Raw genomic sequence first — 13,284 nt, forward strand, 5'->3', positions numbered from 1 at the left:
ATGTAATGAGAGATAGTTGTTTCTTTTATAAAGAATGTTTAAATAGAGATTACATAGCTTAGGGGAGATTAGCTTGAAAGAGACGAAAAAAGATTCGAGGGAGTCGTATTTATTTGCTGCTTGGGCTACATCGATTATCGCCATGTTCGGCAGTTTGTATTTCTCGGAAATCTGGCAGTATGAGCCTTGTCTGCTATGCTGGTATCAGCGAATCCTGATGTATCCTTTTGCCTTGATACTGGGAATCGCTGTTGTCAAAAAAGATTATAAGATTTCCTTTTATACGATGATTATGGCAGCTGTCGGCGGGTTAATATCACTGTATCATTATTCATTGCAAAAGGTGCCATTCATGGCTGACAACGCTGATACTTGCGGGAGAGTGCCTTGTACAGGCCAATATATCAATTGGTTTGGTTTTATCTCAATCCCATTCCTGGCTTTAACTGCATTTATCATTATTTTTTCATTAAGCCTGATGATCTGGAAGAAATCTAAGGAGGAAGAGTAAATTGAAAAAAGTCATTGTTTTTCTATTAATTATCATTGGATTATTCGCAGCATTATTTTTTCTAAATAAAGCGCAAAATGAGGAAAAAGCTGAGGGAAATCCATACGGGAAAGATACACTTCACCCTGAAACAGTCAAACAGCTGGATGATCCGAACTATCAAAATATCATCCTGCCTGAAGAGCTGGATAAAAAAATTGAAAACGGTGAGGATGTTACCGTGTATTTCCACAGTCCAACCTGCCCTCACTGCGTTCGCACCACTCCTATTGTTGCACCTCTAGCAAAGGATATGGGTGTTGATCTTGTGCAATATAACCTTTTAGAGTTTGAACAAGGCTGGAATGATTATGGCATCGAATCGACTCCAACAATTGTACAGTACAAGGATGGAAAAGAGGTCAACAGGATCGTTGGCTACCAGGAAGAACCGACTTTCGAAAATTGGTTCAATGAAAATACATTAAAATAACGTCAAAACGCCTGCGATTCGCAGGCGTTTTCATTTCATTTAGATTTGCTTTTAATGTTTCTCGCTCTTAAAGTAACAGTCTATTGGCGGCTTTCGTATAGGTACTGATATAATCTAGATGGACATGCTTGGAGTCAGAAAACTGACTGTAATTAAATGGGAAACAGATTCCATAGTCTGTCAATGTTTGGACATTTTTACGGAACATCGACTGATATTTTTCAGGAATATGGCCAGACTCCAAAATAGAGATCAATGTCTGCATGCTTGTGATTACCTGGAAAGCATCTCCAAGTGTACTGAATCTCTCGAACTGCTCGGGCCTTGTATGTAATACTTCAAGCCTTTCAAATTCATGAATGTCTTCATCTGAAAAGTACAATGGAAAAATATCAGTATAAAAATACCTTGCCAGTTCTACTACTTTCTCTTCTTGTCCGGGAGTAGACGCAAAAACAATTTTCAATGATCGACCCACCTTTTTTAACCCTTTGTAATCTATTCGTAATATATATACCTAGAATAACATATCCATTCCATTTTTCTGGGTGGTAATTATGACCATGCATGCGGTAAAAGATGACAGATTCCTATTAAATGCAAACGAGTTTTATATAAGACTTTTTCATAAATCAAAATTAAATCTAAATTAACAAGTCAGGAGACAATTATGATTCACACTAACAAAAAAGGCGAATGGACTGAACTTGTCATTCCCGCTGAATGGGAAAGGCACACTCTTGAAACACTTTTCAAGGAATTCTGGAAAGCTCCGAAAAAATTGGTCCATCTTTTAAGGATGGAAAAGAACGTTCTGATTAACGGACATGTTCCTGATTGGACACATTCCCTCAAAAAGAACGACCGCTTAAGCATGAAGCTTTTTACTGAAGAAGAGATTACCGTCATCCCTGAATACTTGAATGCTGATATCATCTATGAGGATGACCATCTGATCGTATTTAATAAGCCTGCCGGAATGGATACTCATCCAAATGAGAATGGCCAGGGTGGCACTCTGGCTAACGCAGCTGCTTTCCATATGCAGTCAAATGGAGAGATTACCCGCCCCCGTCATATTCACAGGCTCGACCGGGAGACGACGGGTGCAATGCTATTTGCCAAAAACCCGCTTATCACAGCTATTCTTGATAAAATGCTAGAGGAACGTACCATTAAAAGAACATATTTGGCATTGGCTGACGGGATCATCAGACAGAAAAAAGGAACCATCAATAAACCAATCGGCCGTGACCGTCATCATCCAACAAGAAGAAGAGTTTCGGAAACAGGCCAGCAGGCCATCACCCACTTTAAAGTACTGGATCAAATGAAACAGAAAGATCTCACCCTTGTCCAATGTATTCTGGATACCGGCAGGACCCATCAAATCCGGGTGCATTTCAGCGCTATTGGGCACCCTCTGGCTGGAGACAGCCTCTACGGAGGAAGCGATACATTTTACAGGCAAGCGTTGCATGCTGTGAAAATGGAATTCACCCATCCGTTTACACAGGAAAAAATAATCTGCCACGCACCTTTTATCGACCAATCACCGATATTTATTAATATTGATCCGTATGAGATTTAAAATTTCCTCAGCTATGCTTATGAATCCGCTTATAAATTCACAAAAAAAAATCCTTCCGAAGCCGGAAGGATTTTTTCTATTAGTCAGCTTTACGCATGCTCTTCATTACAAGGCTGACGATGAATACTAATGCAATCGCACCAATCAATGCCGGAACAATCGCAAAGTCAGCAACTACTGGTCCCCAGTCCCCTAAGATTGCTTGTCCAATCCAAGCACCTACGAAACCAGCGATGATGTTACCGATGATGCCGCCAGGAATATCTCTACCCAAGATCAATCCTGCTAACCAACCAATAATACCACCAATAATTAATGCCCAAAGAAAACTCATCATAATATTTTTCCTCCTTAAAATATAGATGTATTTTACAAGTAGTAATAGTGCTAAGGGGTTTTACACCCTTTTAAAGAGTTCAAACTGCAGTGATGTAAAATTAGCTATGCTGATTTTCATTGCTTCCCGGGAGCTAAACAGCTTGCTCTAACTTTATATTACCTCATATCCTATGGTGTTAAACCAAGGGGTTCTGCAGTTTAACAAGCAGTATTCTAAGATGTTGATTCTTGTTGTGTTCTGCTTGTACACCTACATTACCACCCACAGATTATTTTAAAACCTTCCCGGTGATAATTTAGCCTTTAACAGTTATCACGCAGTATTCTCTTTCTTTTAATGTATCCATTTCGCAAAATAAAAAACGGACTGATTAGAATTCAGTCCGTTTTTGTGAAAAAATTTCATTTTTAAGCTTCATGATCGGATGCTTTTTTATCTGCTTCAAAAATCAATATGGTCAGGGTCTGCCCCAAAACGCTGGTCCTTGTTAAGTTCATTTATCTCGTCCATATCCTTTTGACTGAGCTGGAAATCAAAAATGTCTGCGTTTTCTTTTAACCTTGTCGGTGTGACTGATTTAGGAATCGGGATAATTTGATTTTGCAGGTGCCATCTTAAAATGACCTGTGCAGGGGTCTTGCCGTGCTGCGCAGCAATCTTCCCGAGTATAGGTTCATCAAGGAATCTCCCTCTGGATAATGGTGACCATGCTTCTACTTTGATGTCATTTTGCTGACAAAAGCCCCGCAGTTCGACCTGGGACAACAATGGATGAAGCTCTACCTGGTTAATAACCGGCTTTTCAGCAGCATGGCTCAGAAGGTCTTTTAAATGATGTATTTTAAAATTGCTGACGCCTATCGCCTTCACCCTGCCTTTGCGATACAATTCTTCAAGAGCGCGCCACGTGTCTAAATATTTCCCTTTTACAGGCCAGTGGACGAGATATAGATCCAGATAATCCAGCCCTAATCTCTCCATGCTGTCATCGAAGGCCTTCAAAGTATTTTCATAGCCCTGCTCTGAATTCCAGACCTTCGTTGTGATAAACAACTCTTCCCTTGGAATGCCGCTGTTTCGGATGCCCTGACCAACACCCTCTTCATTCTTGTAAAAAGAGGCTGTATCTATTAGCCGGTAGCCAAGATCAAGCGCAGTATGAATCGTTTTTTCGAGTTGTTCACCTTCCTCGACTTTATAGACACCGAGGCCAAAAGCCGGCATTTTCACTCCGTTATGTAATTCAATTGTATCAAAAATGCTCACCGTGAATTCTCCTCCTTTTAAATTCATTCTATTCCTCTATAAACTTGAATACAAATCAAAACGGCTGCCAATCTGACAGCCGCTAAATCTATATAAACGGCTCATCGGCCGAAATTTTCTGTTTTGATTAATCTTTAAGTTCCCGGCAAAAATTTGTCCTAAACAGCCGGACAATACATTTTTAAAAAATGGGCTTATCTTTTTTTTCAAACGCAAAAAAAAGCCCGGGACAAAACCCCGGACTTCATGTTGTTTGAAATTATTTAATATTGTCAATTGCACCGATCAGCCTTTTTTCAATGTCCGCTGCAATTGCTTGCAAATCTTCATTTTCCACAAATTTAATCAGTTCAGTTGGCTTTGGAAGTCCGACCTTGGTTGTACCATTATCTTTATATACTACAATTTTGCAAGGGAGAAAATAGCTTACGATGGGGTTCTTTTCAAGTACTCTTTTTGCTTCATGCGGATTGCACACCTCAAGGATGATATAATCACCATCAAGTTCCACGCCTTTACCAGCTAATGTTTCCTTCATATTCAGAGACCAAAGGACACCGAATTTCTCATCTTTCAAGCTTGCCTCAAGTGCTGATACTGCTTCATTCATTGACTTGTCCACTTCAATCGTATGATGGAACATGTTCATCTCTCCTTTCGATTTTAAAAAATACCTCTCTTTCATAGCAGATAAACCACTATAGGTATTATAAATATTGTGCCATAGGAAAAAACCGCCGTACACTATTTTGCATTCCGGCGGTAAGCACACTCATATAAGGAGGTACTTTCTCCTAGTTGCTTAAGATCTTTCCTGCAGCTCAGAAATCTCCACAGTTGTCCTTTCTTCCAATGGCCCACGCAGATGGACAGTGGCAGTGCGTCCGTCCTCATTCAGATGGTCAATCCACACGGATGCACCATTATAAATCACATCTATTTCTGCAGACGATGACAGTATTTGCCTTACTCGATTCAAATCCATATTACTACCTCCGCAATCTAATTTTCTCCACTATTTTAGCTAGAAGCATTTCTTTTTATTCGCTCTGGAGAATTATATATGCCTAAATGCCACAAATTTGGTAAATTACGATAGAATAAAAGTAACGTATAAATTCAGGAGGTCATTATGCCTGATTGGTCATATCACCCATTATTTAAACCATGGCTGTCCATTTTGCCCGGAAATGCAGGACGGGAATTCATCCACCGTGGGATGTCCACCATCGCAATGTTTCCAGGGGGAAGATCTTTCATCGAGTTTCTTGGGCATATGTCTCCCTCGGAAAAATTGCACCGCAATCTGTTTGGACTTCAATTCAGTAGCCCGGTTGGATTAAGCGGGAAGATTGACCCGCAATTATCCGGGGTTGAAGCCTTCCCGAATCTTGGCTTTGGTGCAATTGAAGTTGGTCCCATCACCAAATTTCCGAGAGAGCCTGAAACAGCAGCATGTCTTTCAAAAACAAAAGATGCCTTGATCCTGCCTGAATATGCCGAGACAATTGGACATTCCGCCACGAAAAACAAACTAATAAAGCCACGGACAGTGCCTGTAATGATTCGGCTAGAGGAACCGCAAATCATTGCTGAGTATTTAAAAGATGTAGGCGATGCTTTCATAATTGAAATTGATTCAATAGAAATCATCGATGATCTCAAACATATAAAAACGGTTCTAGAAGACAAGCCTGTCCTTTTAGCTATCAGGAATTCTACTGTTGCTGACAATCTTTTGAAGCTTAATTCAGCCAGTCAGATTGTGGACGGAATTATGATTGAAGAAGATCGGGAGTTAACAGCCGGAAAACAGGTCTTGCCACTCCAGCAAACAGATGGAATAATACATGCTCTGAACATTATAAAAAATGAAATTGATTTACCAGCCGTTACCTCTGGAGGCGTTGCTGAACCCGCCGATGCGCTCGCCCTCTTTGAGGCAGGTGCGGAGCTAGTCTTTTTATCAGGGGGCTATATCGCCACAGGTCCGGGGTTGCCAAAAAGAATCAATGAAGCCCTCCTAGACAAACTGGGAGACGAGAGGAAAGAACTTCCTGGCTGGATCTGGTATTGGCTATTCGGACTATTCATCCTGCTAGGTGGAGCCGTGATCTTATTCTTCAGTTTCACGAAGGTCATCCTCTTCTATGATGAAGCATTCATGCAAATGACCAGGCTTGAATTGATGGCCTATAATCCCAATCTTTATAAATTTATGTCACATGACAGGATGACACTTGCCGGTACGATGATTTCTGGGGGCTTCATCTATATGCAGCTTGCGCGTCACGGCATCCGCTATCGAATCCACTGGGCAAGGAAAGCATTCAATATCGGGGCGATTACTGGATTCCTGGGAATCATGCTTTTTCTCGGATTCGGTTATTTCGACTGGCTGCACGGTTTGTTCTGGCTCGTTTTGCTTCCTTTTTACATCATGGGTTACATAAAAACACGCTCAGCAAATCAATCGCCTTCATCCAAAAACCGCACAAACCATTCATCCTGGAAGAAAGCAGTGTATGGCCAGCTAATGTTTGTCATCCTCGGTTTCTCCTTTGTGCTCGGAGGGATTGTCATATCGACAATTGGTGCGACATATGTGTTTGTTGATACTGACCTGAAATATATCTGCATGACACCAGACCAACTGAATGCGCTAAACGAAAAACTAATACCCGTCATTGCGCACGATCGCGCAGGCTTTGGGAGCGCACTCTTCAGTGTTGGTTTACTTGTATTAACGCTGTCGCTATGGGGATTCCATGAAGGATCTGCCTGGGTTTGGAGGACCTTCCTGATCGGAGGAATACCCGCTTTTACAGCAGGAATTTTCACCCACTTCTATATAGGTTACATTGATTTTATCCACCTGCTGCCGGCTTATTTCGCATTAGCGCTTTACATTGGAGGCTTGTTCCTGACGAGAGATTATTTTAATAAAGGTGATTTTAGAGGCTGCAGCCAAAACCTGTAAATGGTTCCTTGTCTGCAGTCTTTTTTCATCTCTGCCAGCTTATTTTTTGGGAGATTTATGATTCCTGCTTGTTACGTTCCCCATAACTATATGAAAACTGTATGTATGGTTAACTTTAAGGTCGTTCGGTACCCTTATCGAGGAGAATTCCGATGCTTAAGGGTATCTTTCGCCTAGAACGGTACCCTTATAGAGTAAAATTTCCGTGCATAAGGGTATCTTTCGCCTAGAACGGTGCCCTTATCGAGGAGAATTCCCATGCATAAGGGTATCTTTTGCCTAGAACGGTACCCTTATAGAGTAGAATTCCGATGCATAAAGGTATCTTTCACTTAAAACGGTACCCTTATCGAGGAGAATTTCGATGCATAAGGGTATCTTTACGCCAGAACGGGACCCTTTGTTAATAGATTCTCTCGCATAAAGGAACAATATAACTCATATATTATTTACCTTTTAACAATAACTCTCTGATCTAAATTATATGAATTTCTTTATTTTCCCCCTTGAAAAATATCCTAAAAACGAATATTATATTATTTGTGTTTAAAAATCGTTCGTATTTTTGGAGGAACTCATGTTTAAATTAAAAGAGAACAACACGAATGTAAAAACAGAAATGCTGGCCGGTATAACGACCTTTTTCACAATGGTCTATATCGTTGTCGTCAATCCTATCATCCTGGCTGATGCCGGCGTTCCCTTTGAGCAAGTTTTCACAGCGACAATCATTGCTGCGGTTATCGGAACGTTGTGGATGGCCTTGTTTGCTAATTATCCAATCGCTATCGCTCCTGGTATGGGGCTGAACGCTTACTTTGCCTATTCTGTTGTAGGCAACAACCAGAACATTTCATATGAGACTGCATTCGCTGCGGTTTTCATCGCGGGTTTAATATTTGTCATCCTGTCCCTGACTCCATTCCGTGAAAAGTTGATTGAAGCAATTCCAGCCAACTTAAAACACGGAATCACCGCAGGTATTGGACTTTTTATTGCTTTTATCGGTTTGCGTCTTACTGGAATCATCACCGATCACCCATCAAACCTGGTCGGCCTTGGGAATCTGCATTCCCCATCTGCACTGCTGGCATTGATTGGCCTTGCGGTCACGCTTGTCTTAATGGTGCTTAAAGTGAATGGAGCGCTGTTCCTGGGAATGGTCGTTACTGCATTGATCGCCTTCTTCACAGGCCAATTGGACTTCAAGGAAGGTTTCATGTCTATGCCATCACTTCCTGAAGGCATGATTGTCCTGAATCCATGGACAGCATTGATGGATGTCGTACAAAACAGCTTATACGCTGTCGTCTTTTCTTTTATCCTGGTGACAATCTTTGATACTACCGGAACAATGATCGGTGTAGCCCACCAGGCAGGCTTGATGAAAGGAAATTCAATGCCGCGTGCACGAGAAGCATTGCTGTCTGACTCGATCGCAACTGCCGCTGGTGCTATGTTCGGGACAAGCCCGACGACAGCTTACATTGAATCATCTTCAGGTGTGGCTGCAGGAGGACGTACTGGTCTTACTTCGCTAACGGTAGCCGGTCTTTTTATCGCCGCTGCTTTCTTCGGACCGCTTGTCAGCGCAGTTTCCGGATTGTCGGCGATTACCGCTCCGGCACTGATCATTGTCGGAAGCTTGATGATGGGCAGTATTTCACAAATTAGCTGGGATGAGCTTGACGAAGCATTCCCTGCTTTCCTGATCATCTTGAGCATGCCACTTACATCAAGCATCGCAACCGGCATCGCGCTTGGGTTCATTTCCTATCCATTACTGAAAGTAGTAAAAGGACAATGGCGTGATGTTCACCCGCTGCTTTACGTTTTTGCGGTGCTGTTCTTTTACCAGCTTGCATTCTTGCCACACTAAACTCGAACCCGCCTAAACAGCGGGTTCTTTTTTTTATGATCTGTTCTATCGCTTGCCATTCTACATAGAAATAATGGGAGAGGGACAAGGCTGGTGATAATGGATGACAGAAAAAATTCTCGCTGTATTAGTGGGCAGTATGTTACTCGGAATAGGGGTTAATGGATTTCTGGTCCCCCACCATCTTCTCGACGGAGGAATGATTGGGATAGGCTTGATTGTGCATTATTTTTATGGGTGGCCTACAGGTTTAACAATGATCGTTCTAAGTATCCCCCTATACTTACTGGCATGGATACTGGAGAGAAAATACTTTTTTCATAGCTTGCATGGTTTGTTGGCATCAAGCTTGTTTATCGACTTGTTCTCCCCACTTGAACGAGGACTTCACTTAGGGATTTTGCCAAGCGCGATTTTGGGCGGTATTCTTGTTGGCTGCGGAATTGGCTTGATGCTCCGCTACGAAACCAGCACAGGCGGAATGGATCTACTCGCACAATTGATTCATAAATTCCTTTCGATCAACGTTGGAATATTGATTTTTATTATTGATGGTATAGTGATTTTATCAGGATTAAAAGTGATCGGTATGGAAAAATTCATGTACTCACTGCTTACGATTACTTGCGTCGGATTGATGACGGCATTATGTGTGATTAAGAGGGAGACGATCCTTTAAACCCATGTTTTTATCATAGCTTCCTGCATATCTAAAAAAATCCCGCCAAAATGACTTTGGCGGGATTTTACTCTTTCTAAGCTTCTGCTTCGATTTTTTGATTCATGTCTGTATAAACAGTCGCATCTATTTCTTTGGTGATTCTGCTTGTCAGGATACCTGAAGTCATCGAGCCGCTTACATTTACTGCTGTGCGTCCCATATCAATCAATGGTTCGATTGAAATCAGCAAGCCTGCAAGAGCAACTGGCAGGTTCAATGCAGAGAGCACAAGCAATGCTGCGAATGTAGCTCCGCCCCCAACACCGGCAACACCGAAGGAGCTGATGGCTACGATAGCGATCACGGTTGCGATGAAGGATGGTGTCAATGGGTCAACACCTACTGACGGTGCAATCATGACTGCCAGCATCGCAGGATAAATCCCGGCACAGCCATTTTGTCCGATGGATAACCCGAAGGAGCCGGCAAAGTTCGCAATGCCTTCTGGAACGCCAAGCGAACGCTGTGTTTTAATATTTAAAGGCAATGCCCCAGCACTCGTTCTTGATGTAAAAGCAAACGCGAGAACAGGAAATGCTTTTTTAATATAAGTGACTGGATTCAATCCAGCAATCGTCAATAATAACAAGTGGATAATGAACATAATGGCAAGAGCAACATATGAAGCAGCTACGAATTTACCCAGTTTCAAGATTGCGTCGAAATCACTTAAGGCAACAGTCTTTGTCATAATGGCAAGAACTCCATATGGAGTCAGGCGAAGGATCAGCGTGACCACTCTCATGATGACTGCATAAAAAGCATCGACGATTTTAGCAAAAAGCTCTGCCTGGTCAGGAGACTTCCTTCTGACTCCAAGAAATGCGATTCCTAAGAATGCAGCGAAAATCACGACAGATATTGTAGACGTCGGGCGTGCCCCAGTGAAGTCAAGAAATGGATTGGCTGGCAAGAGATCAAGAATTTGCTGTGGCATTGTACGGCCTTCAATTCCACCATACGTTTCCTCAAGCTTCTCAGCACGTGCTTGCTCTGCCTCACCCTGTGTGATCTGAACAGCTTCAAGGTCGAAGCCAACTGCAGTAGCGATCCCAACCGCGGCGGCAACAGCTGTTGTGCCAACCAGCAAGCCGAGAATCAGTGTACTGATTTTACCGATATTATTTGTCAGCTTCAGCTTCGTGAAAGCAGCCAAAATCGATATAAATACTAGCGGCATAACGATCATTTGCAGGAACTTTACATAGCCGCTTCCTACTACCGAGAACCAGTCAGTACTTCTCGTAATGACCTCAGATCCGGCTCCATAAATGAATTGCAATGCAAAACCGAATACAATCCCGATTCCCAGTGCAATGAATACTCGTTTAGAAAATGATACATGTTTCTTTTGCATGTAAAATAGAACAGCGATTATGCCTAGCATAACAGCAATATTTAAAACAACAAGTCCAGTAGTCACTGACTTTCCCTCCTAATTTATCATTCTCGAATAATATAATACATGTATTCTGATAAGTCAACTCGGGATTAAATAATAACCCTCCCCCATTAAAAATTTATATATTATAATTTATGAATATAAATATGGTTCCATGTCACTTAAAAATTTTATTAAACGACAAAAAAAGCCATCCATTTCGATGGCTTTTTGTCATTTAGTATTTCAATTATAAACTTCCAGCAAGCCTTTCGATTTCACTTCTATTATTTTCAAAGCCGATCAATACTTTTTTATCCTTCATGAACAAGAACTTGGTGCTCGTAAAAATAAACGCAGGAACAATTACAGTGCCTGTTAATTCTTTTAGCTTTTTCTCCTTTTCAGGCTCTCCCTGAACATTGATTTCTTCATATGGTACATTTTTTTGCGAAAGAAACTCCTTCGCTTCCTGGCAATCCGTTCACATCGGCCGCGTGAAAAGTGTTAATGAGTTTCTGGCCATTATATTGCCTCCTCTGCAGTTTTTGTAAAAATAGTATATCGCCAAGTACTGACAGCCATCCAATAATCCGCCTGGACATTCAGTAAACCATACTTGAGAAATAACGACTTTTTAGGCCTTTTTCCAGTAGCGAAGTAAACTCAAAAAGAGCCAAGAGAACCTATTTGTTCAAAAACATTCCCCGTTAGCAACTATGGCAAAAAAATAGTCATGATAAAAACAACTTGAATCAATTTTGTGTTAAAGTAAAAGTAATATATTTGAATAATTTGTCTTTATTGCGAAACTATTCTTTAATGGAGCAGGGTGCTCCTTGTCGACTGGGGATTAAGACTATGAACCAATTAACTGTTCTTGTATTGAATCTAATCTTCATCCTGTTTTCTTCATTCGTGTTCCAATACATTATCGTAAACAAATTTGCAAATTTATATAGCAAATACGCCAAACTCTTCATTATTATACTGGGCGGAATTCAAATTCTGTTCTGTATGTCTTTTACGGTGATTGGCAGTCCTGATTTCATCTTCGACCTCCGATTGATCCCCGTTGTTGTCGGGGGCCTGTATGGCGGTCCGGTTGTCAGCATTATGCTTTTCATCACTGTTGTAGCCGCAAGAATTCCTTTTGGCGGCAACGGGGTATGGATTAACTTTTTCAACATGCTCACCATCACTGTTTTAATCGTTTATCTGTCCAGTAAGTTCCGGGCATTCCCTCTATCCAGGAAACTATATACTGTTGTGGCGGTCGCTTTATCTTATACCGTTCTCATTTTCCTGATGAAGGCGGCGGTGTTTGACGACTTGTCTAATTTTCAATTCATGCTCTTATACGGTCTGACCCTTTCCGGCGGAATTTTTATTGTCACTTATTATATTGAAATCATGAGGCAAAACTATCATTTACATAATGCTGTAATCAAGTCTGATAAGATTGAAGTCGTGTCCCAATTGGCTGCGAGTGTCAGTCATGAGGTGCGTAACCCTCTTACGGTCACACGCGGATTTCTGCAAATGCTCAAGGACCCATCCATCGAAGAAAAAAAGAGGCTCTATTATTTGAATACTGCAATTGATGAACTCGACCGTGCAGAAACAATCATCAAGGATTATCTAAATTTCGCCAAACCACAATCAAAAATGGATTCATCCATATGTGTAAAGGAAGAAATCGAGAAAGCACTTGAGCTCATCCTTCCTTATGCAAATCATTTTTCGGTAAATATAAAAAGGGATTTGATGGCGGGAATGAATGTCGCCGGTGAAGCCGCCAAATTCCATCAATGTATACTCAATATCATCAAAAACGGTATTGAAGCTATGCCAAACGGCGGTGACCTGGTGATCATCTGCCGCGAGATGGCCAATAACCATGTATCCATCACGATCAAAGATACAGGATGCGGCATGTCTCCACAGCAATTAGCGAAAATCGGGGAACCTTACTTTTCAACCAAGGCAGAAAAAGGCACCGGGCTGGGCATGATGGTCGTTAATAAGATCATCCACGAAATGAGCGGTACGGTAGACGTTAAAAGCAAACTTAACGAAGGCACTCAATTCAAGATCACATTACCGCTTTATAACATAGAAAAACGGGAGACGTAGATTCTCC

Annotated in this window: 13 protein-coding genes and 1 pseudogene; 7 read left to right on the forward strand and 7 right to left on the reverse strand. The window is 41.6% G+C overall.

Annotated elements, in window-relative coordinates; genetic code table 11:
• The first annotated feature begins 73 nt into the window (after window positions 1-73).
• A complete protein-coding gene (locus ACH0QE_RS10260) occupies window positions 74-511 on the forward strand; it encodes a disulfide oxidoreductase (RefSeq protein ID WP_415800595.1) in 438 nt (145 codons plus the stop codon).
• A 1-nt stretch (window position 512) separates the two neighbouring features.
• Window positions 513-983: a thioredoxin family protein gene (locus ACH0QE_RS10265; RefSeq protein WP_415800596.1), complete on the forward strand. Its 471-nt coding sequence runs from the start codon at window positions 513-515 to the stop codon at window positions 981-983.
• A gap of 67 nt (window positions 984-1,050) precedes the next feature.
• Here the strand turns inward: ACH0QE_RS10265 and ACH0QE_RS10270 are convergent, their stop codons facing one another.
• Entirely contained in the window at window positions 1,051-1,449 is a 399-nt protein-coding gene (locus tag ACH0QE_RS10270; protein WP_102261683.1) for a YhcU family protein, read from the reverse strand.
• Window positions 1,450-1,653: 204 nt separating this feature from the next.
• Between ACH0QE_RS10270 and ACH0QE_RS10275 the strand changes: the two genes are divergently transcribed.
• Entirely contained in the window at window positions 1,654-2,574 is a 921-nt protein-coding gene (locus ACH0QE_RS10275) for an RluA family pseudouridine synthase (protein WP_415800597.1), read from the forward strand.
• 79 nt (window positions 2,575-2,653) lie between these two features.
• On the opposite strand, the gene ACH0QE_RS10280 is transcribed toward ACH0QE_RS10275, so the two are convergent.
• From ACH0QE_RS10280 to ACH0QE_RS10295, 4 genes are all read right to left on the reverse strand, one after another.
• Entirely contained in the window at window positions 2,654-2,908 is a 255-nt protein-coding gene (locus tag ACH0QE_RS10280; RefSeq protein ID WP_180321290.1) for a GlsB/YeaQ/YmgE family stress response membrane protein, read from the reverse strand.
• Between the two features lie 447 nt (window positions 2,909-3,355).
• Window positions 3,356-4,138 carry an aldo/keto reductase gene (locus ACH0QE_RS10285; RefSeq protein ID WP_415800636.1) on the reverse strand — a complete coding sequence of 261 codons (783 nt, stop codon included), beginning with the start codon at window positions 4,136-4,138 and terminating at the stop codon, window positions 3,356-3,358.
• Between the two features lie 301 nt (window positions 4,139-4,439).
• Complete coding sequence (locus ACH0QE_RS10290) at window positions 4,440-4,823, reverse strand: DUF302 domain-containing protein (RefSeq protein WP_415800598.1); 384 nt, start codon at window positions 4,821-4,823, stop codon at window positions 4,440-4,442.
• A gap of 159 nt (window positions 4,824-4,982) precedes the next feature.
• Window positions 4,983-5,165 (reverse strand): H-type small acid-soluble spore protein, encoded by a 183-nt coding sequence (locus ACH0QE_RS10295; RefSeq protein WP_041968109.1) that lies wholly within the window; start codon window positions 5,163-5,165, stop codon window positions 4,983-4,985.
• 147 nt (window positions 5,166-5,312) lie between these two features.
• On the opposite strand from ACH0QE_RS10295, the gene ACH0QE_RS10300 reads away from it, so the two are divergent.
• From ACH0QE_RS10300 to ACH0QE_RS10310, 3 genes are all read left to right on the forward strand, one after another.
• Complete coding sequence (locus tag ACH0QE_RS10300; RefSeq protein ID WP_415800599.1) at window positions 5,313-7,160, forward strand: dihydroorotate dehydrogenase; 1,848 nt, start codon at window positions 5,313-5,315, stop codon at window positions 7,158-7,160.
• A 577-nt stretch (window positions 7,161-7,737) separates the two neighbouring features.
• Entirely contained in the window at window positions 7,738-9,039 is a 1,302-nt protein-coding gene (locus ACH0QE_RS10305; protein ID WP_415800600.1) for an NCS2 family permease, read from the forward strand.
• Window positions 9,040-9,142: 103 nt separating this feature from the next.
• A complete protein-coding gene (locus tag ACH0QE_RS10310; protein WP_415800601.1) occupies window positions 9,143-9,718 on the forward strand; it encodes a YitT family protein in 576 nt (191 codons plus the stop codon).
• 76 nt (window positions 9,719-9,794) lie between these two features.
• Here ACH0QE_RS10310 and ACH0QE_RS10315 read toward each other — a convergent pair whose 3' ends face one another.
• Entirely contained in the window at window positions 9,795-11,147 is a 1,353-nt protein-coding gene (locus ACH0QE_RS10315; RefSeq protein WP_415800637.1) for an L-cystine transporter, read from the reverse strand.
• 244 nt (window positions 11,148-11,391) lie between these two features.
• A pseudogene (locus ACH0QE_RS10320) lies at window positions 11,392-11,610 on the reverse strand (glutaredoxin domain-containing protein); the annotation flags it as partial.
• Between the two features lie 392 nt (window positions 11,611-12,002).
• On the opposite strand from ACH0QE_RS10320, the gene ACH0QE_RS10325 reads away from it, so the two are divergent.
• A complete protein-coding gene (locus ACH0QE_RS10325) occupies window positions 12,003-13,277 on the forward strand; it encodes an ATP-binding protein (RefSeq protein WP_415800602.1) in 1,275 nt (424 codons plus the stop codon).
• Window positions 13,278-13,284 lie beyond the last annotated feature (7 nt).

The sequence above is a fragment of the Mesobacillus sp. genome, from assembly GCF_047739415.1.
Lineage (GTDB): Bacteria > Bacillota > Bacilli > Bacillales > Cytobacillaceae > Mesobacillus.

Excerpts from the sequence above, each read along its gene's own strand:
- ACH0QE_RS10275 (WP_415800597.1), top strand. The coding sequence starts at position 1,654 with ATGATTCACACTAACAAAAAAGGCGAATGGACTGAACTTGTCATTCCC.
- ACH0QE_RS10280 (WP_180321290.1), bottom strand. The coding sequence starts at position 2,908 with ATGAGTTTTCTTTGGGCATTAATTATTGGTGGTATTATTGGTTGGTTA.
- ACH0QE_RS10285 (WP_415800636.1), bottom strand. The coding sequence starts at position 4,138 with ATGCCGGCTTTTGGCCTCGGTGTCTATAAAGTCGAGGAAGGTGAACAA.
- ACH0QE_RS10290 (WP_415800598.1), bottom strand. The coding sequence starts at position 4,823 with ATGTTCCATCATACGATTGAAGTGGACAAGTCAATGAATGAAGCAGTA.
- ACH0QE_RS10295 (WP_041968109.1), bottom strand. The coding sequence starts at position 5,165 with ATGGATTTGAATCGAGTAAGGCAAATACTGTCATCGTCTGCAGAAATA.
- ACH0QE_RS10300 (WP_415800599.1), top strand. The coding sequence starts at position 5,313 with ATGCCTGATTGGTCATATCACCCATTATTTAAACCATGGCTGTCCATT.
- ACH0QE_RS10305 (WP_415800600.1), top strand. The coding sequence starts at position 7,738 with ATGTTTAAATTAAAAGAGAACAACACGAATGTAAAAACAGAAATGCTG.
- ACH0QE_RS10310 (WP_415800601.1), top strand. The coding sequence starts at position 9,143 with ATGACAGAAAAAATTCTCGCTGTATTAGTGGGCAGTATGTTACTCGGA.
- ACH0QE_RS10315 (WP_415800637.1), bottom strand. The coding sequence starts at position 11,147 with ATGCTAGGCATAATCGCTGTTCTATTTTACATGCAAAAGAAACATGTA.
- ACH0QE_RS10325 (WP_415800602.1), top strand. The coding sequence starts at position 12,003 with ATGAACCAATTAACTGTTCTTGTATTGAATCTAATCTTCATCCTGTTT.